The organism is Serratia sp. CY29653 (assembly GCF_052169255.1).
In the GTDB taxonomy this organism is placed as follows: domain Bacteria; phylum Pseudomonadota; class Gammaproteobacteria; order Enterobacterales; family Enterobacteriaceae; genus Serratia; species Serratia sarumanii.
This window is the reverse complement of the sequence record NZ_JBJNLC010000001.1, coordinates 957,319-976,257: the sequence shown is the minus strand read 5'-3', so window position 1 is coordinate 976,257 and position 18,939 is coordinate 957,319. Positions and strand designations below refer to the sequence as shown.

15 protein-coding genes, 1 pseudogene and 1 other annotated feature are annotated in these 18,939 nt (G+C 59.7%); of the genes and pseudogenes, 5 read left to right on the top strand and 11 right to left on the bottom strand.

What is annotated here, in order from left to right:
• Positions 1–43: 43 nt before the first annotated feature.
• The 5 genes from acnA to topA form a co-directional block, all read right to left on the bottom strand.
• The gene (gene acnA, locus ACJ8HN_RS04825) at positions 44–2,716 is read right to left on the bottom strand and encodes an aconitate hydratase AcnA (RefSeq protein WP_033634746.1); all 2,673 of its coding nucleotides are present in this window, start codon (positions 2,714–2,716) and stop codon (positions 44–46) included.
• A gap of 222 nt (positions 2,717–2,938) precedes the next feature.
• The gene (locus ACJ8HN_RS04820) at positions 2,939–3,175 is read right to left on the bottom strand and encodes a hypothetical protein (RefSeq protein ID WP_080494909.1); all 237 of its coding nucleotides are present in this window, start codon (positions 3,173–3,175) and stop codon (positions 2,939–2,941) included.
• Complete coding sequence (locus ACJ8HN_RS04815) at positions 3,172–3,636, bottom strand: DUF2778 domain-containing protein (RefSeq protein ID WP_306460887.1); 465 nt, start codon at positions 3,634–3,636, stop codon at positions 3,172–3,174. Before ACJ8HN_RS04815 ends, ACJ8HN_RS04820 begins: the two co-directional genes overlap by 4 nt.
• A 252-nt stretch (positions 3,637–3,888) precedes the next feature.
• Positions 3,889–4,863: an HTH-type transcriptional regulator CysB gene (cysB, locus tag ACJ8HN_RS04810; protein WP_033634747.1), complete on the bottom strand. Its 975-nt coding sequence runs from the start codon at positions 4,861–4,863 to the stop codon at positions 3,889–3,891.
• 360 nt (positions 4,864–5,223) lie between these two features.
• Entirely contained in the window at positions 5,224–7,821 is a 2,598-nt protein-coding gene (gene topA, locus ACJ8HN_RS04805) for a type I DNA topoisomerase (RefSeq protein WP_033647571.1), read from the bottom strand.
• 427 nt (positions 7,822–8,248) lie between these two features.
• Here topA and ACJ8HN_RS04800 point away from each other — a divergent pair, with 427 nt between their 5' ends.
• Positions 8,249–8,500: a YciN family protein gene (locus tag ACJ8HN_RS04800; RefSeq protein WP_033634749.1), complete on the top strand. Its 252-nt coding sequence runs from the start codon at positions 8,249–8,251 to the stop codon at positions 8,498–8,500.
• Between the two features lie 51 nt (positions 8,501–8,551).
• Here ACJ8HN_RS04800 and sohB read toward each other — a convergent pair whose 3' ends face one another.
• Positions 8,552–9,598 (bottom strand): protease SohB, encoded by a 1,047-nt coding sequence (sohB, locus tag ACJ8HN_RS04795; RefSeq protein WP_033634750.1) that lies wholly within the window; start codon positions 9,596–9,598, stop codon positions 8,552–8,554.
• Between the two features lie 359 nt (positions 9,599–9,957).
• Here sohB and ACJ8HN_RS04790 point away from each other — a divergent pair, with 359 nt between their 5' ends.
• Entirely contained in the window at positions 9,958–10,719 is a 762-nt protein-coding gene (locus tag ACJ8HN_RS04790) for a YciK family oxidoreductase (RefSeq protein ID WP_442523114.1), read from the top strand.
• Between the two features lie 11 nt (positions 10,720–10,730).
• A complete protein-coding gene (gene cobO, locus ACJ8HN_RS04785) occupies positions 10,731–11,321 on the top strand; it encodes a cob(I)yrinic acid a,c-diamide adenosyltransferase (RefSeq protein WP_033647573.1) in 591 nt (196 codons plus the stop codon).
• A 37-nt stretch (positions 11,322–11,358) separates the two neighbouring features.
• Here the strand turns inward: cobO and rluB are convergent, their stop codons facing one another.
• From rluB to rnm, 5 genes are all read right to left on the bottom strand, one after another.
• Positions 11,359–12,264, bottom strand: coding sequence for a 23S rRNA pseudouridine(2605) synthase RluB (gene rluB, locus ACJ8HN_RS04780; RefSeq protein ID WP_033634753.1), 906 nt, complete (start codon positions 12,262–12,264; stop codon positions 11,359–11,361).
• 163 nt (positions 12,265–12,427) lie between these two features.
• Positions 12,428–13,225: an alpha/beta fold hydrolase gene (locus ACJ8HN_RS04775; RefSeq protein ID WP_033634754.1), complete on the bottom strand. Its 798-nt coding sequence runs from the start codon at positions 13,223–13,225 to the stop codon at positions 12,428–12,430.
• 148 nt (positions 13,226–13,373) lie between these two features.
• Positions 13,374–13,733, bottom strand: coding sequence for a Rap1a/Tai family immunity protein (locus tag ACJ8HN_RS04770; RefSeq protein ID WP_440497599.1), 360 nt, complete (start codon positions 13,731–13,733; stop codon positions 13,374–13,376).
• A 114-nt stretch (positions 13,734–13,847) separates the two neighbouring features.
• Entirely contained in the window at positions 13,848–14,468 is a 621-nt protein-coding gene (locus tag ACJ8HN_RS04765) for an L-threonylcarbamoyladenylate synthase (protein WP_033643268.1), read from the bottom strand.
• Between the two features lie 47 nt (positions 14,469–14,515).
• Positions 14,516–15,397 (bottom strand): RNase RNM, encoded by an 882-nt coding sequence (gene rnm / locus ACJ8HN_RS04760; RefSeq protein ID WP_049195441.1) that lies wholly within the window; start codon positions 15,395–15,397, stop codon positions 14,516–14,518.
• A 253-nt stretch (positions 15,398–15,650) separates the two neighbouring features.
• Positions 15,651–15,754, top strand: a sequence feature (Trp leader region).
• 24 nt (positions 15,755–15,778) lie between these two features.
• Here rnm and ACJ8HN_RS04755 point away from each other — a divergent pair.
• Together ACJ8HN_RS04755 and trpD are read left to right on the top strand one after the other, a co-directional pair.
• Entirely contained in the window at positions 15,779–17,341 is a 1,563-nt protein-coding gene (locus ACJ8HN_RS04755; protein WP_060421026.1) for an anthranilate synthase component 1, read from the top strand.
• Positions 17,341–18,937: pseudogene (gene trpD / locus ACJ8HN_RS04750) on the top strand (bifunctional anthranilate synthase glutamate amidotransferase component TrpG/anthranilate phosphoribosyltransferase TrpD). Before ACJ8HN_RS04755 ends, trpD begins: the two are co-directional and overlap by 1 nt.
• Positions 18,938–18,939 lie beyond the last annotated feature (2 nt).

The window sequence follows — 18,939 nt, the reverse complement described above, 5'->3', positions numbered from 1 at the left end:
GGAAACAATCAGGGCGCCTTGCGGCGCCCTTTTTATTGCTTAATTACAGCATTTTCCTGATCACATAATGCAGGATGCCGTCGTTTTCGTAATAGGTCAGCTCATTGCCGGTATCGATGCGGCAACGGGTGTCGATCACTTCCTTGCGCCCGTCGGCATAGGTGATGTGCACCGGCACCGTCTGGCCCGGCTGCAGCTGCTGCAGGCCGCCGACGCTGATCTGCTCATCCCCGGTCAGCCCCAGGGTTTTGCGCGTCACCCCTTGCGGGAACTCCAGCGGCAAAATCCCCATGCCGATCAGGTTGGAGCGGTGAATGCGCTCGAAGGATTCGGCGATCACCACCCGCACGCCCAGCAGGCGCGGCCCCTTCGCCGCCCAGTCGCGGCTGGAGCCAGAGCCGTACTCTTTACCGGCGATCACCGCCAGCGGCACCTTTTCCTGCTGATACTGCATGGCGGCGTCGTAGATAGACAACTGCTGCTGCGACGGGATATGGCGGGTATAGCCCCCTTCCACGCCCGGCACCATTTCGTTGCGAATGCGGATATTGGCGAAGGTGCCGCGCATCATCACTTCGTGGTTGCCGCGGCGCGAGCCGTAAGAGTTGAAATCCTGCGGCGCCACGCCGTGCTCGCTCAGGTAACGCCCCGCCGGGCTGTCGCGCTTGATGTTGCCCGCCGGCGAGATGTGGTCGGTGGTCACCGAGTCGGCCAGAATCGCCAGAATGCGCGCGTCTTTGATGTCCTGCACCGGATCCGGCGTCACTTTCATGGTGCTGAAGAACGGCGGATGACGAATATAGGTAGAATCCTCCTGCCACTGATAGGTCGCCGAGCCGGTCACCTGGATCGCCTGCCAGTTAGCGTCGCCGTCGAACACTTCGCCATATTCCTTGTGGAACATCTCGGTGCGCACTTCTTCCACCGCCTGAGCGATGTCCTGGCTGCTCGGCCAGATGTCCTTCAAATAGACCGGTTGACCGTCGTTGCCCTCGCCCAGCGGCTCTTTAGTCAGGTCAATCTTCATGCTGCCCGCCAGCGCATAAGCCACCACCAGCGGCGGCGAGGCCAGCCAGTTGGTTTTCACCAGCGGGTGGATGCGCCCTTCGAAGTTGCGGTTGCCCGACAGCACCGCGCCCACGGTCAGATCGCCCTCTTTGATCGCCTGCTCGATCGGATCCGGCAGCGGGCCGGAGTTACCGATGCAGGTGGTACAGCCATAGCCCACCAGATTAAACCCCAGCTCTTCCAGATAGGCGGTGAGTTTGGCGCTGTCGAAGTAGTCGGTCACCACTTTGGATCCCGGCGCCAGCGAGGTTTTTACCCAGGGCTTGCTGCGCAGCCCTTTCTTGACGGCATTTTTCGCCAGCAGGCCGGCCGCCATCATCACGCTCGGGTTGGAGGTGTTGGTGCAGGAGGTGATCGCCGCGATCACCACCGCGCCGTCGCGCAGTTCGTGCTGTTGCCCGTCCAGCGTAAAGGTTTTGCTGTCGGCTTTGGCCTTTTGACCGCCGATATCCAGCTCGGTGGCGGCCTTGAACGCCTGCGGCACATTTGGCAGCGCAACGCGATCCTGCGGGCGTTTCGGCCCGGCGAGGCTGGCTTCCACCGTCGACATGTCCAGCGCCAGCGAGCTGGTGAAGACCGGTTCATCACCGGGGTTGCGCCACATGCCCTGCGCCTTGGCGTAAGCTTCCACCAGCGCGATTTGTTCTGCGCTGCGGCCGCTGAGCTTCATATAGCCGAGCGTAACGTCATCCACCGGGAAGAAGCCGCAGGTGGCGCCAAATTCCGGCGACATGTTGGCGATGGTTGCCCGGTCCGCCAGCGGCAGATCGGCCAGGCCATCGCCGTAAAACTCGACGAACTTGCCGACAACGCCGTGCTTGCGCAGCATTTGGGTGACGGTCAGCACCAGGTCAGTGGCGGTAATGCCCTCGCGGAGCTTGCCGGTCAGCTTGAAGCCGACCACGTCGGGGATCAACATCGACACCGGCTGGCCCAGCATAGCCGCTTCCGCTTCGATGCCGCCGACGCCCCAGCCGAGGATGCCGAGGCCGTTGATCATGGTGGTGTGGGAGTCGGTGCCCACCAGCGTATCGGGATAAGCCACGCGGCGGCCGCTTTCGTCGCTGTGCCAGACCGTTTGGCCGAGGTATTCGAGGTTGACCTGGTGACAGATGCCGGTGCCCGGCGGCACCACGCGGAAGCGGTTGAAGGCTTTCTGCCCCCAGCGCAGGAAGGTGTAGCGCTCGTGGTTGCGCTGCATTTCGATACGCACGTTGTCTTCAAAGGCGTTGTCATCGCCAAATTCATCGACGGTGACCGAGTGGTCAATCACCAGATCCACCGGCGACAGCGGGTTCACCTGATCGACGTTGCCCCCCAACCGCCGCACCGCTTCGCGCATCGCGGCCAGATCCACCACCGCCGGAACGCCGGTAAAATCCTGCATCAGCACGCGCGCCGGGCGGTAGGCTATCTCACGGTCGGCATGGCCGGTTTGCAGCCAGGCGACGATGGCCTTGAGGTCGTCAACCTGCACGGTATCGCCATCCACATGGCGCAGCAGGTTCTCCAACAGCACTTTCATTGATTTCGGCAACCGGTCGATATCACCCAGCTGCTTCGCCGCCAGCGGCAGACTGTAATAGTAATATTCGCTATTCAGCGCAACCAGCTTATCCATACTTGTTTCACGAAGATCGGACGACATAGCTCCTCCATTTCTTATTGTGATAAAACAGGGTAATCACTGAGGTCTTGTTTAAAGATACCACAAAGATAAGTTAACGTTTTGATAACAACACGATTTGATCACAACGATAGGTGGGAACAATCAGCGGGAAGGAAGTGCGTGCGCCGCCAAGGGGTTAGGCAATGCGCCAACAAAGACGCCGCAGCGAGGCGGCACTTTGGCGAGGAAGATCTCGCGGTTTTAGCTGGGATTACGCACCAGGCGGCGACAGACTATTAGGACAACCGCCGCAATGATGGCAGAGACACCCAATTTAATGGCAATGACAACCGAGTCGAAATTATTCATCCCTATTTCACCATCACCGCTAATTTCTATGTTGTTGGAAACGAAGCTGTCGAAAATTCCGTCTGGTAGGTAGCGCAGCAACAAAAGGGTGAGCAACAAGAACAGAACAATCCAGAGACTTTTTTTCATCGTGATACCACGCATTTACTGTAATCAGGCACGCCTTGAACATCTATACGGCCGTACGCCATCAGCCCTCGACCTCCAGGCACTCTCACTTTTCTACGCCTTAGCAGCGCATCCCGAAGGATCTGAAAGTCAGATGCCTGATAGAGAGTAATACATCCCCAAGAAACACCGGTGCCATCTGTGTTGAGTGGATGCAGTCTAAAACTGTTTCGAATGGCGCCATTTACGACGGTGTAGTCACTCATTGTTTCATTGCTGAAGAGACCAAACCATTCAGAATGGCGATTCTTGTAGAGATGATACAGGTCAACCAATTCAGAGCGAATTTGATTTGCAATACTGCCCTTTGGTCTGTCGACGATCCAGTATGTTCCTGGAGGAATGGCGGCTTTCTCACGATCCGAACAGTTTGGGTTGTTAATGTAATACTCAATACCCGATAACACGTCGAATGTCCCCACTCCATAGCACCGTAATTTCACTATCTTGCCATCACTTGATAAATCAGCGTAGTTAAGCCTGCATATCTGCATAACGTTGAATTTCCTTATTCAATGATCCGAACGTTTGCACTCTACTCAGACGCTAACGGGTTGAAAAGAGGGCAGCGACTTTTCAGGATGATCCTGAGAAGCAAGAAGGCACGGATTTCCGGGCTAAAAAAACCCGGTTTGGCAGGCGCCTCTCCGGGTTTGATTTGATATCGTCAACGATTACTTAATCGGCAGCTTGATGTCCTTGAACATCGCCTCGATCTCTTCGTTGGAGCGCAGCGCCACTGCGCTGTCGACCACGTCACGCGTCAGGTGCGGCGCGAAGCGCTGAATGAAGTCGTACATGTAGCTGCGCAGGAAAGTGCTGCGGCGGAAGCCGATTTTAGTGGTGCTGTAGGTGAAGATATCGCTTGCATCCACCGTCACCAGATCCGGATCCTGCACCGGATCCACCGCCATGCTGGCGATCACCCCCACCCCCAATCCCAGACGCACATAGGTTTTGATCACGTCAGCGTCGGTGGCGGTAAAGACGATGCGCGGCGTCAGGCCGGCGCGGTTGAAAGCGGTATCCAGCTCCGAGCGGCCGGTAAAGCCGAAGGTGTAAGTGACGATCGGGTAAGCCGCCAGCTCTTCAATGCTGATGCTGCTTTTGCCCGCCAAAGGATGATCGGGCTTCACCACCACCGCGCGGTTCCAGTGGTAGCACGGCAGCATGATGAGATCGTCGTACAGGTGCAGCGCTTCGGTGGCGATGGCGAAATCGGCGGTGCCTTTGGAGACCGCTTCGGCGATCTGCGTCGGCGAGCCCTGGTGCATGTGCAGCGAGACGCGCGGGTAACGCTCGATAAAGCCCTTGATGACGTTGGGCAAGGCGTAGCGAGCCTGGGTATGCGTGGTGGCGACGTACAGCGAGCCTTTGTCCGGGTAAGTATGTTCACCGGCAACGGCTTTGATGGCATCCACCTTGGACAGCACTTCACGCGCGATGCGAATGATTTCCTGGCCGGCCGGGGTGACCTGGGTCAGGTGTTTGCCGCTGCGGGCGAAGATCTGGATGCCCAGCTCATCTTCGAGCATGCGCACCTGCTTACTGATGCCGGGTTGCGAGGTATAGAGCCCTTCTGCCGTCGAGGAGACATTCAGGTTGTGGTTAACCACTTCCACAATGTAACGAAGCTGCTGCAATTTCATATCTTATACCATCCTAGGTTAAACACTGCGGCTTACCCGCAGCCAGGTATATCGGTGTCGCCCCGGTATGCTGAAACTCACAAGCCATAAACACCGTGTTTTACCCTGATGGTGAAGAAAACGCCGTTGTTAATAAGCTTTAATAATAAAAAAACTTTTTATATAACCACTATACCACGTTGCAGCTTCAAGTATAGATCCGCGTCACACTATGATAACGATTATTTTGCATTGGTATCAACGTGAAACGGCGGTGACGGAGGGGTAAAAACAGCAAAGGATAGATCCGTTTCCCCCTTTTCACCAATAAAAAACCAGCCGCCAGGGCTGGTTTTTCATCTTGCGGGCGGGACATTGGCCTTACTTCTTGCCTTCGACCCACTTGCCGTCCACGTAGAACGCGGACCAACCGGTCGCCTTGCCGTCTTTTTCAGAAGAGACGTACTGCTGTTTGGTTTTGCGGCTGAAACGCACCAGCGTTTTATTGCCTTCGGCGTCCGCCACCGGCGCATCGGCCAGATAGCGCAGCTTCTCCGGCAGGCGATCCTTGAAGCGAGCCAGCTCTTCCACCAGCGGCGCACGGGTCTCGCGCGATTTAGGGAAGGTGTTGGCCGCCAGGAACACGCCGGCAGCGCCGTCACGCAGCACGAAATAGGCGTCCGACTTCTCGCACGGCAGCTCCGGCAACGGCACCGGATCTTCCTTCGGCGGCGCGACGTCGCCGTTACGTAGGATCTTGCGGGTGTTTTTGCAGTTCTCGTTGGTGCAGCCCATGTACTTGCCGAAACGCCCCATTTTCAGGTGCATTTCCGAGCCGCACTTGTCGCACTCCACCACCGGGCCGTCGTAGCCTTTCAGACGGAACTCGCCCTCTTCGATCTCGTAACCGTCGCACGCCGGGTTGTTACCGCAGACGTGCAGCTTGCGCTGGTTGTCGATCAGATAGCTGTCCATCGCCGTACCGCATTTCTTGCAGCGGCGGCGGGCGCGCAGCGCGTTGGTTTCCGCCTCGTCGCCTTCGAGGATGTTGAGCACTTCCGCTTCCGGCACCAGGTTGATGGTGGTTTTGCAGCGCTCCTTCGGCGGCAGCGCGTAGCCGGAACAGCCGAGGAACACGCCGGTGCTGGCAGTACGGATGCCCATCTTGCGGCCGCAGGTCGGGCAGTCGATGCTGGTCATCACCATCTGGTTAGGCCGCATGCCGCCTTCTTCCGGATCCTTCTCCGCCGTTTCCAGCTGTTCGCTGAAGTCGACGAAGAACTCATCCAGCACCGCTTTCCACTCGGCCTGGTTGTTGGCGACCTCATCGAGACCATCTTCCATGCGTGCGGTGAAGTCATAGTTCATCAGCTCGCGGAAGTTTTCTTCCAGGCGATCGGTGACGATCTCGCCCATTTTCTCGGCATAGAAGCGGCGGCTTTCTACCCGCACATAACCGCGATCCTGAATGGTCGAGATGATGGAGGCGTAGGTGGACGGGCGGCCGATGCCGCGTTTTTCCAGCTCTTTCACCAGCGAGGCTTCGCTGTAGCGCGCCGGCGGCTTGGTGAAGTGCTGGCTTGGGATCAGTTTCTGCAGATCCAGTTCGCTGCCGATTTCGACGTATGGCAGGGTGCGATCTTCATCGCCCTTGCGCAGCGCCGGCATGACCTTGGTCCAGCCGTCAAAGCGCAGCGTACGGCCCTTGGCGCGCAGCTGATAATCGCCGGCTTTCACCGTCAGCGTGGTGGAATCGTATTGCGCCGGCGTCATCTGGCAGGCAACGAACTGGCGCCAGATCAGCTGATACAGCTTCTGCGCGTCCGCTTCCATGTCTTTCAACTGCTCGGCGAGCACGTTCACGTCCGAAGGACGGATCGCTTCGTGCGCTTCCTGCGAATTCTCTTTGCTGCTGTACTGATTCGGCGCCTTCGGCAGGTATTTGTCGCCGAAGTTGTCGCCGATGTAGCCACGCACCATGTTGAGCGCATCCTGGCTCAGGTTGGTGGAATCGGTACGCATATAGGTGATGTGGCCGGCTTCATACAGCCGTTGCGCCATCATCATGGTTTTTTTCACGCCGAAGCTCAGGCGGGTACTGGCGGCCTGCTGCAGCGTGGAGGTAATGAAAGGCGCGCCCGGTTTGCTGCTGGTCGGTTTGTCTTCGCGATCCAGCACCGTGTAGCGGGCTTTTTCTAGCAGCTTGACCGCGGCGTGAGTCTGCTCGCGGTTGACCGGTTTGAATGGCTTGTCGTGCGCGTGGGTCACTTCCATCTGCAGCGCGGTTTCACCCTTCGCCAGCAGATCGGCATGCAGCTCCCAGTACTCTTCCGGCACGAAGGCCTTGATGTCGCGCTCGCGCTCAACCACCAGGCGCACCGCCACCGACTGCACGCGGCCGGCGGACAGGCCGCGGGCGATTTTCTTCCACAGCAGCGGCGAGACCATATAGCCCACCACGCGGTCCATGAACCGGCGCGCCTGCTGCGCGTTGACGCGGTCAATGTTCAGCTCGCCCGGCTGTTTGAACGCCTGCTGGATCGCGTTTTTGGTGATTTCGTTAAACACCACGCGGCTAAAGCGTTTGTCATCCCCACCGATCACTTCCCGCAGGTGCCAGGCGATGGCTTCCCCTTCGCGGTCAAGGTCGGTTGCGAGATAAATGTGGTCGGCGTTTTCCGCCAACGATTTTAACTCGGCGACCACTTTTTCTTTACCCGGCAGGATTTCATAATGCGCTTTCCAGCCGTGGTAAGGGTCGACGCCCATGCGATTTACCAGCGCCGCCTTCTCATCTTTTTTAACTTTTTTCTTGGCTTTGTCTTCGGTTGAGTCAGCGCTCTTTTTGCTGGCTGAGCCACTGGTCGGCAAATCACGGATATGACCGACGCTGGACTTCACCACGTAGTCACTTCCTAAATATTTATTAATAGTTTTGGCTTTTGCCGGGGACTCAACTATTACGAGAGCTTTACCCATATTTACCTTTACCTAATTTATTTCTTCTAAAAAGAAGTCTTTTATCTCGCCGTGCCGCGGCAATTCGTGTCTCTTTTTTTATATTGCGGCAGTCTGGCAAGAGATCAACAGATTTTTTCCTTTTGGTTGCCCAACCGCTCAACCTGAACGCAAGTTGTTGATCCTGCCTGCTATTCACCCATGCCCCAGAAGTATGGCTGTGTGAGTTTTATTCATGGCGTAAACAAAACCTTCCACCCGACGCCGCAAAATCCCACACTGTACCTGATAAAAAGCGTCACGCAACCTAATTAGCACGGAAAGACTGATTTCGCCAACCGGCGGCCGCGCATGGCCATCCAGACGGCAAATAAACCTTAGTCGGTTTGCGGATAAAAGCGAACCGGCGTTAGAATATGCGCAGAGTTTTTAGTTTGGAGTCTAATAAATGCGCACAAATACTGCCCCTATCGGCCGCGAGGCCCTGCTGGCGGAAGCAAATAACATCATCCGCCAACACGAAGATTATCTGCACGGCATGATCGCCACCGACGTTGAACAAAAAAACGGCGTTTTAGTTTTCCGCGGCGAATACTTTTTGGATGCCGACGGATTGCCCACCGCCAAAACCACCGCGGTATTTAATATGTTTAAACATTTGGCCCATCTGCTTTCGGAAAAATACCACCTGGTCGATTGATAAAAGAAAACGGGGGCGCCCGGCCCCCGCTGATTCACGCTATCGCCGCCGTTACAGCAGCGGCTTTTCCCCACGCTGCCACCAGCGCAACAGCAAGCGATCGACGCTTTCCGCCGCGCTGCCGGTAAAGCGATCCATCAGGCGTTTGCGGCGCGAATAGCGCACGGCGATCACTTCGTGGTTATCCAGCTCGGCGATCAGCAAGTCATCGCTGGTGCCGATAGCGTCAATCAGGCCCTTCTCTTTCGCCTGTGAACCGAACCAGTGCTCACCGGTGGCGACGCTGTCGATGTCGAGCGACGGGCGCTGCTCATGCACGAAGCGTTTGAACAGCTCGTGGGTTTCGTTCAGATCTTCGCGGAACTTCTCGCGCCCCTGTTCGGTGTTTTCACCGAACAGCGTCAGCGTGCGCTTGAATTGCCCGGCGGTGTGCAACTCCACGTCGATGTCGTTCTTCTTCAGCAGGCGGTGGAAGTTCGGGATCTGCGCCACCACGCCGATCGAGCCGATGATGGCGAACGGCGCCGCCACGATGCGATCCGCGACGCAGGCCATCATGTAGCCGCCGCTGGCCGCCACTTTATCCACCGCCACCGTCAGGCGAATGCCGCCTTTACGCAGGCGCTCCAGCTGCGAGGCCGCCAAGCCGTAGCCGTGCACCACTCCGCCAGGGCTTTCCAGCCGCAGCAGGACTTCATCCTGCGCCGACGCCACCGCCAACACCGCCGAGATCTCTTCGCGCAGCGAGGTCACCTCGTGCGCGTCCATGCTGCCCTTGAAATCCAGCACATACAGGCACGGCTTGGCCACCTCGACCGCGCCGGACTTGGCGCGCTGCTTTTTCAGCTTATCGTCGGCCTTGGTCTGTTTCTTGAACTGTTTCAGCCAAACCTTTTGCTCGGCGGCATCCATGCGCGCCAGGCGCATGTCACGCTGCATCTCGCGATACTGTTCACCGAGATCGGTCAGCTGCAGCTCCCCTTTCTGGCGGCTCTTGCGTTGCCCCAAACTGACAGCCAGGATGGCCAACGCGGCGATGGCGAGCACCACCGTGGCAACCTTGGCCAGAAACAGGCCATAAACAGATATAAACTCCACAGATTCCGCCTTTATTTACAGGTTGTTAGTATGATTCTTCCCATTTTAGCCAACCGCAGCGGCTGCTGTCGCGGCTAAATGAAAATTCATTGCGCACGGAGTATCACTATGGGGACGATTTGCGGCCGAACCAAGCCGTCGCCGCCGCGCTTTTGTTACAAAAGAATGCCATTTCAGCCTGCTACGCATTGAAAATGCCGGCGGATTAAGGCATATAACACCCATTATTCATCAATATGATGAGACGCATTCGCTGCGCGGCCCGCAGACGGTCGAGCCTTCGCTCCCGCCCCGGCCGCGCGTTTCACTCTTGCTCCCCGATATCTGCGGGAGAACGGCCACCCAGGCGAGGATTTATCGTGCATTACCAACCCAAACAAGATCTGCTCGAACAACGTATCATTCTGGTCACCGGCGCCGGCGACGGCATCGGCCGCGAAGCGGCGCTGACCTACGCGCGCTTCGGTGCCCGGCTGGTGCTGCTGGGGCGCACCGAGAGCAAGCTGCTGGCGGTACAACAAGAGATCGCGGCCCAGGGCGGCGCCCCGGCGTTGGTGGTGACGCTGGACTTGCTGCACGCCACGCCGGAGCAATGCCGGCAGATAGCCGACGATCTGGCGCGCCAGATCCCCCGCCTTGACGGCGTGCTGCACAACGCCGGCCTGCTCGGCGACATCGCGCCGATGGCCGACCTGTCGATGACCATGTGGCAAGAGGTGATGCAGGTTAACGTCAACGCCACCTTTATGCTGACTCAGGCGCTGCTGCCGCTGCTGCTGAAATCCCACGCGGGTTCGCTGGTGTTCACCAGTTCCAGCGTCGGGCGCACCGGCCGCGCAAACTGGGGCGCCTATGCGGTGTCGAAGTTCGCCACCGAGGGCATGATGCAGGTGTTGGCCGACGAGTATAAAAACCGCAATCTGCGGGTGAACTGCATCAATCCGGGCGGCACCCGCACCAAAATGCGCGCATCTGCCTTCCCACACGAAGACAAGAACAAGCTGAAAACCCCGGCCGATATCATGCCGCTGTATCTGTATCTGATGGGCGAAGACAGCCGCCGCAAAACCGGTATGAGCTTCGACGCCCAGCCGAACCGTAAACCCGGCGCGGCCGAATAAGGAGCGTTTTCATGGCGGAAGATCGTCATCAACAGCGCCAGCAGCGCCTGAAAGAACAGGTCGATGCGCGTATCGCCGCGGCGCAGGACACGCGCGGCCTGCTGCTGGTGTTTACCGGCAACGGCAAGGGTAAGACCACCGCCGCCTTCGGCACCGTCACCCGGGCGGTCGGCCACGGCATGCGCGCCGGGGTGATCCAGTTCATCAAGGGCGAATGGCCCAATGGCGAAAAGAATCTGCTGCAGCAACACGGCGTTGAATTTCAGGTGATGGCCACCGGCTTCACCTGGGAGACGCAGAACAAAGCCGGCGATACCGCCGCCTGCCAGGCGGTGTGGCAACACGGCAAACGCATGCTGGCCGACAGCAGCCTGGATCTGGTGCTGCTGGACGAAGTGACCTACATGCTGACCTACGGCTATCTGGAACTGGAAGAGCTGAAGGCCGCGTTGCTGGAGCGCCCTGCGCACCAAACGGTGATCCTGACCGGGCGCGGTTGCCATCGCGATCTGCTGGAACTGGCGGATACGGTCACGGAGATGCGGCCGGTGAAGCACGCGTTTGATGCGGGCGTGAAGGCGCAACAGGGGATCGATTGGTAACAAAAGTTCTGGCCCCGAACGGGGCCAGAATGAGAGATTAGCTGCGTTTGCTCGGCTTGCCCGGTTTACCCGGCTTGCTGCCTGGCGCACTGCGGCGGCCGCTGCCGGCCACCTGCGAATGGCGCTTGACCGCGCGGCGGATCTGGTTGGCCTTCACGCGGCGGCGCTCACGCTCCACCGGCATCTTGCTGACCGTTTCCGGCTTCAATTCCACCAGCTCGCGCAGGTAGTTGATCGCCGGCAGATCCAGCTCGGCCCAGCCGCCGCGCGGCAGGCCTTTCGGCAGATCGATGTCGCCATAGCGCACACGGATCAGGCGGCTCACCTGCACGCCCACCGCTTCCCACAGGCGACGCACTTCACGGTTGCGGCCTTCGGTCAGGGTCACGTTGTACCACTGGTTGAGGCCTTCACCGCCCTGGAAGCTGATGGTGCGGAAGGCGGCCGGGCCGTCTTCCAGCTGCACGCCCTTGCTCAGCTGCTTCACTTTCGCATCGTCGACCTGGCCGAACACGCGTACCGCGTACTCGCGCTCCACTTCACGGCTCGGGTGCATCAGACGGTTGGCCAGTTCGCCATCGGTGGTGAACAGCAGCAGACCGGAGGTGTTGACGTCCAGGCGCCCTACCGCCACCCAGCGCGAACCGCGCAGCTTAGGCAGACGATCGAACACCGTCGGGCGGCCTTCAGGATCGCTGCGGGTACACAGCTCACCTTCCGGTTTGTAGTAGGCCAGCACTCGGCAGACCACGTCTTCAGACTCTTTGATCGACAGGACATGACCGTCCAGGCGAATTTTCATCGCCGGCGTCACTTCAACGCGATCGCCCAGCTTGGCGACCTTGCCGTCGACGCTGACGCGCCCGGCTTCAATCATGGTTTCGATTTCACGACGCGAGCCATGCCCGGCGCGCGCTAAAACTTTCTGTAACTTTTCGCTCATTGAGCAACCTCTAATGTCGCCTTCACAGGCGTCGGGGGGATAACCGCCGCGGCCAACCGCCACAACGGTAACAATACATTTATCAGGATCGAACCGCGCATTATACAGGCTTTCTAAGGTGTTGAAACCCACTTTATCGGCGGCGACCTCCCTCGGGCAGCGTTTACGGCGCCAAAAAATCCTCCACCGCCCACAGCACCGCGTCGGGCCGTTCCAGAATGCCGAGGTGAGTGCGAGCCTCCCCCAAACGCACCACGGAGAAAAACGGCTGCTCGGCGGCAAATGCCTGCTGGCGCCGCAGATAGTCGTCGCGGCGATCCAGCGAGTAGATGTGGCGGCACGGCGGCGGCGCGCTCATTCCCGCCAGACGTTGCAGCGGCGAGCCGAATTGCCGGTAGGCCTGTTCGATGGCCACGCCGGCGGCACGCCAGAGCCGGTAATCTTCTTGTGCCATCTCGACCTCCAGATGGCGTTTGACCCGTTCGTGGCGGATGCCGCCCTGCCAGAAGGCGAACAAGGCGTCGCGCGCCGCCAGCCACTGCTGCGGCTGCTGCATGCGGCTCACCGCCGTAAAGAACGCCGGTTCCGGCTGCGTCATGATCCAATCGAGAAACACCATGCCCCGCACCCGCTGCGGCAACGCTTCGGCCAACGCCACCGCCAGCCAGCTGGCGTGCGCCACCGACAGAGTCACCACGTTGTCCAAACGCAGCGCCGTCAGTAGCTGACGCACATCTTCCAGCAAATCGTCCGCCGCGAGCGACATCTCCGCCGTTTTTGACGACAGGCCGTGGCCGCGCCAGTCGATGCTGATCACCCGATAACGTTCTGCCGCCAGGGCGATGAAGGGATCGAACACGGTTTTCGGCTCGCACCAGCCGGGCAGCAGCACCAGCGTGAGCGGCCCTGAGCCGATATCCTGATAATCGAGAGCGATGTTGGCGCTGTGAAATGTGGTCATATAACCTCCTGCGCGTCTCTCCCCGACCCGTTCGGGGGATGCCGACGATGCTAAGGTGACAGCGCCGCGGAGATTGATCTATTGAAGTTCGTGCGGAAAGTATGAGAGCGCACCTTATGAAAAAATGCGCACTAAATGGAATGCAAATTTAATGGCGCACGCAGGGATAGGCGGCGCTTAACGCCAGCATGATCACCGAAGGCGCAGAGTAATGCAACTGCTCGGGATGCTCGTTCAAATAGCGCATCACCGCATCGGCGGCCGTGCCGATACTCATCCCGGCTTCCGGGCAAATATTGCGGTTGCCCTGCATCGAATAAGTATCGAATACGCCGGCGACGTATCCCATAAACATGCCGCCGTTAAGCGCTTCGGCCACGGTGGCCTCACCGTTTTTATTTTTTACGTAACCGCCGGATTCCACCAGCAAGGAACTGCCCGAATAAAAACCCGCATTTGCCATCGAGGAAAATAATAAGGCCGCTAAAAAAGAAACCCGTTTAATCATTGGTGCGCATCCTGCCCATTATCAATTCTGAAGTAGCAAGAATAGCTGCTTTCACCCGAAATAGCGTCGCTTCAGCCGATTTTCAGACAATGGGCAAGTCGGCGACGGTTTACATCAGCGGAAAGGCGCCGCGTCGCCCGCCCCTTCACGCACCACTTCCGGCGAGGATTCGGTCAGATCGATAACCGTAGTCGGCTGTTGACCGAGGAAACCGCCGTGGATCACCAGATCGACCACCTTGCCCAGGTGATCGCTGATCTCTTCCGGATCCGATTCGGCAAAATCATTGCCCGGCAGCATCAGGGTGGTGGACATCATCGGTTCGTTTAGCGCCTCCAGCAGCGCCAGCGCGATCGGGTTCGACGGCACGCGCAGGCCGATGGTTTTACGCTTTTCATTCATCAGGCGGCGCGGCACTTCCTTGGTCGCTTTCAGAATGAAGGTGTAGTTACCCGGCGTATTGTTTTTGATCAGGCGAAACGCCGTATTATCGACGTGCGCATAGGTCGACAACTCGGACAAATCGCGGCACATCAGGGTAAAGTTGTGGTTGCCGTCCAACTGACGGATGCGGCAAATGCGCTCCATCGCCGCCTTCTCTTCCAGCATGCAACCCAGCGCATAGCCGGAATCGGTGGGATAAACGATCACCCCGCCCTTGCGCAACACCTCGACCGCCTGGTTAATCAAACGCGGCTGCGGGTTGTCCGGGTGAATATAAAAAAGCTGACTCATGACTTGCTCCTAAAATGATGCCCGCGCGCGTTGCCACGCGCGTAAAATCAGACCGCCTCGCCAGGCTGCGGCCAATCGCGCCACACCGGCTCGACGCCGCCCGGCAGCCACAGTTTGCGGCCCAGTTCGATCCACGAACAAGGCTGATGAAAATCAGAGCCTTGCGAGGCCAACAGCCGGTAGTCCTGGGCGTATTTCGCCAATTGCGAGCGCTCATGCGGCGCCTGCTGACACTGCGCCACTTCCATGGCGTCGCCGCCGTGTTCGGCGAAATGCGCCAGCAAACGTTTCAACCACTTCGCGGTCAGATCGTAACGGCCGGGATGCGCCATCACCGCCTGGCCGCCCGATTGATGAATCGCATCAATAGCTTGTTCTATTGTACACCACTGCGGCGGCACGTAGCCGGTTTTGCCCTTGGCCAGGTATTTCTTGAACACCTGCGCCATGTTGCCCGCCACGCCAATCTCCACCAGATAACGGGCGAAATGGCCGCGGGTCACCGCGCCGTCGCCCGCCAGCCGCTGGGCGCCGGCATAGGCGTCGGGAATGCGCGCCTTACCCAGACGCACGCCGATCTCCTGCGCACGCCGATTGCGCCGTTCGGTTTGTTCCGCCAACAGCGCCACCAGTGCCGGGTGCGCAACGTCCATGCCCAATCCAACGATATGGATCTCATGATTTTCCCACAGCGTCGAGATTTCCACCCCGTTGACCAGCCGCAGTGGTAACGCCTGCTCCGCAATGGCGGCGGCGGCCTCGGCCAGGCCTGCGGTGGTGTCGTGATCGGTGATCGCCAGCACGCCCACGCGCATCTCGACCGCCCGCTGCACCAGCTGCGTCGGCGTCAGGTAGCCATCGGAGGCGGTTGTGTGGCTGTGGAGGTCGTACAGAGTAAAGGCGGTGGATGGGGGGTTACTGTCTGTCAAAACGGCTATCCGGCAATGGCTTGGTTTTCTATCATACCCGCGATCGGCGGCCGGACGGAAATCTATTCTGCCCCGGCCGCGGACACCAGGCTGAATGATGAATATAATTCACGCTGACCGCTAAAACATTGTGCAAAAAGAGGGTTGACTTTGCCCTCTCGAACCAGTTAACTAGTACACAAGTTCACGGCAACGGCCGTGTCGGATGAGCGTTAACAGAGAGAGTCTACAAATGAACAACTACATTTCTCTTCACGGTTGGTGGCGTACCTCCCTCTTGCGGGCGGTGTAATCGCGCATAGCTGTCATCTGACAATGCAGATTTCCTGAGCCCGCACCTGATGCGGGCTTTTTTATGGACAGAATTCACTGGAACCACCGATGATGAACATCAAACCACAAATGACATTGCTGAAGGCGCAAGCCAGCTACCGGGGCGATCCCACCACCATTTTCCACCAGCTGTGCGGTGCCCGTCCGGCCACCCTGCTGCTGGAATCGGCGGAAATCAACAGCAAACAGAATCTGCAGAGCCTGCTGGTGATCGACAGCGCGCTGCGCATTACCGCACTGGGCCACACCGTCAGCGTGCAGGCGCTGAGCGCCAACGGCGCGGCGCTGCTGCCGCTGCTGGACGAAGCGCTGCCGCCCGAGGTGCGCAATCAGGCGCGCCCCAACGGCCGCGAGCTGAGCTTCCCGGCGATCGACGCGGTGCAGGACGAAGACGCCCGCCTGCGTTCACTGTCGGTGTTCGACGCGCTGCGCACGCTGCTGACCCTGGTGGACTCCCCGGCGGACGAGCGCGAAGCCGTGATGCTGGGCGGCCTGTTCGCCTACGATTTGGTCGCCGGTTTCGAAGACCTGCCGGCGCTGCGCCAGGATCAGCGCTGCCCGGACTTCTGCTTCTATCTGGCGGAAACCCTGCTGGTGCTGGATCACCAACGCGGTACGGCCCGTCTGCAGGCCAGCGTCTTCAGTGAGCAGGCGAGTGAAGCGCAGCGTTTGCAGCAACGCCTGGAACAGCTGCAGGCCGAATTACAACAAACCCCGCAGCCGATCCCGCACCAAACGCTGGAAAACATGCAGCTGAGCTGCAACCAGAGCGACGAAGAGTACGGCGCGGTGGTCAGCGGGCTGCAGGAAGCGATCCGCCAGGGCGAGATTTTCCAGGTGGTGCCGTCGCGCCGCTTCTCCCTGCCGTGCCCGGCGCCGCTGGCAGCCTACCAGACCTTGAAAGACAACAACCCCAGCCCGTACATGTTCTTCATGCAGGATGATGACTTCACCCTGTTCGGCGCTTCGCCGGAGAGCGCGCTGAAATACGACGCGAGCAATCGGCAAATCGAAATCTACCCGATCGCCGGCACCCGCCCGCGCGGCCGGAGTAAGGACGGTTCGTTGGATCTGGATCTCGACAGCCGCATCGAGCTGGAAATGCGCACCGACCACAAAGAGCTGGCCGAGCACCTGATGCTGGTCGATCTGGCGCGCAACGATCTGGCGCGCATCTGCCAGGCCGGCAGCCGCTACGTCGCCGATCTGACCAAGGTGGACCGCTATTCGTTCGTCATGCACCTGGTTTCCCGGGTGGTGGGCACCCTGCGCGCCGATCTCGACGTGCTGCACGCCTACCAGGCCTGCATGAACATGGGCACCCTGAGCGGCGCGCCGAAGGTGCGGGCAATGCAGCTGATCGCCGCCTCCGAAGGCACGCGCCGCGGCAGCTACGGCGGCGCGGTAGGCTACTTCACCGCCACCGGCGATCTGGATACCTGCATCGTCATTCGTTCCGCCTACGTTGAAGACGGCATCGCCACCGTGCAGGCCGGCGCCGGCGTGGTGCTGGATTCCGTCCCTCAGGCAGAAGCCGACGAGACCCGCAACAAAGCCCGTGCCGTGCTGCGTGCCATCGCCACTGCGCACCATGCCAAGGAGGTGTTCTGATGGCCGATATTCTGCTGCTCGACAACGTCGATTCCTTTACCTACAACCTGGTCGATCAGCTGCGCGCCAGCGGCCACCAAGTGGTGATTTACCGTAACCAGATCGCCGCCGAGGTGATCATCGAACGCCTGGAGCACATGACCCAGCCGGTGCTGATGCTGTCGCCCGGCCCCGGCACCCCGTCCGAAGCGGGCTGCATGCCGGAACTGCTGCAGCGCCTGCGCGGCCGGCTGCCGATCATCGGCATCTGCCTCGGCCACCAGGCGATCGTCGAAGCCTACGGCGGCCAGGTCGGCCAGGCGGGCGAGATCCTGCACGGCAAGGCCTCGGCGATCGTTCACGATGGCGAAGGTATGTTCGCCGGCATGGCCAACCCGCTGCCGGTAGCGCGCTACCACTCGCTGGTCGGCAGCAATATCCCGGCCGATCTCACCGTCAACGCCCGGTTCGGCGAGATGGTGATGGCGGTGCGCGACGATCATCGCCGCGTGTGCGGCTTCCAGTTCCACCCGGAATCGATTCTGACCACCCACGGCGCACGCCTGCTTGAGCAGACCCTGGCCTGGGCGCTGGCGAAGTAATATAAGGAACACGACGATGCAACCTATTCTTGAGAAACTGTACCGCGCCGAGTCGATGAGCCAGCAGGAAAGCCAACAGCTGTTCAGCGCCATCGTGCGCGGCGAATTGGAGCCGAGCCAACTGGCGGCGGCGTTGATCAGCATGAAAGTCCGCGGCGAGCGCCCGGAAGAGATCGCCGGCGCCGCCAAAGCGCTGCTGGACGACGCTCAGCCGTTCCCCCGCCCTGACTACCCGTTCGCCGATATCGTCGGCACCGGCGGCGACGGCACCAACAGCATCAATATTTCCACCGCCAGCGCCTTCGTGGCGGCGGCGTGCGGCGCGAAGATCGCCAAACACGGCAACCGCAGCGTCTCCAGCCGCTCCGGCTCTTCGGATCTGCTGGCGGCGTTCGGCATCCGCCTGGATCTGCCGGCGGAAGAAGCGCGCAAGGCACTGGACGATCTCGGCGTGTGTTTCCTGTTCGCGCCGCAGTACCACACCGGTTTTCGTCACGCCATGCCGGTACGCCAGCAGCTGAAAACCCGCACGCTGTTCAACGTGCTGGGTCCGCTGATCAACCCGGCGCGTCCGCCGCTGGCGCTGATCGGCGTTTACAGCCCGGAACTGGTGCTGCCGATCGCCGAAACCCTGCGCGTGCTGGGCTATCAGCGTGCGGCGGTGGTGCACGGCGGCGGCATGGACGAGGTGGCGATCCACGCCCCGACGCACGTGGCGGAATTGAACAACGGCGAAATCAGCAGCTACCAGCTCACGCCGCAGTCCTTCGGATTGGAAACCTATCCGCTGGAAGCCTTGCTGGGCGGCACGCCGGAAGAAAACCGTGACATTTTGGCGCGGCTGTTACAAGGTAAAGGCGAGCCGGCGCACGCCGCGGCCGTCGCGGCCAACGTCGCGTTGCTTCTGAAGTTATTCGGACATGAAGACCTGCGCCAAAATGCGCGGCAGGCACTGGATATGATCAACAGCGGGCAGGCCTATGAGCGTGTCATCGCACTGGCGGCAAGAGGATAAAT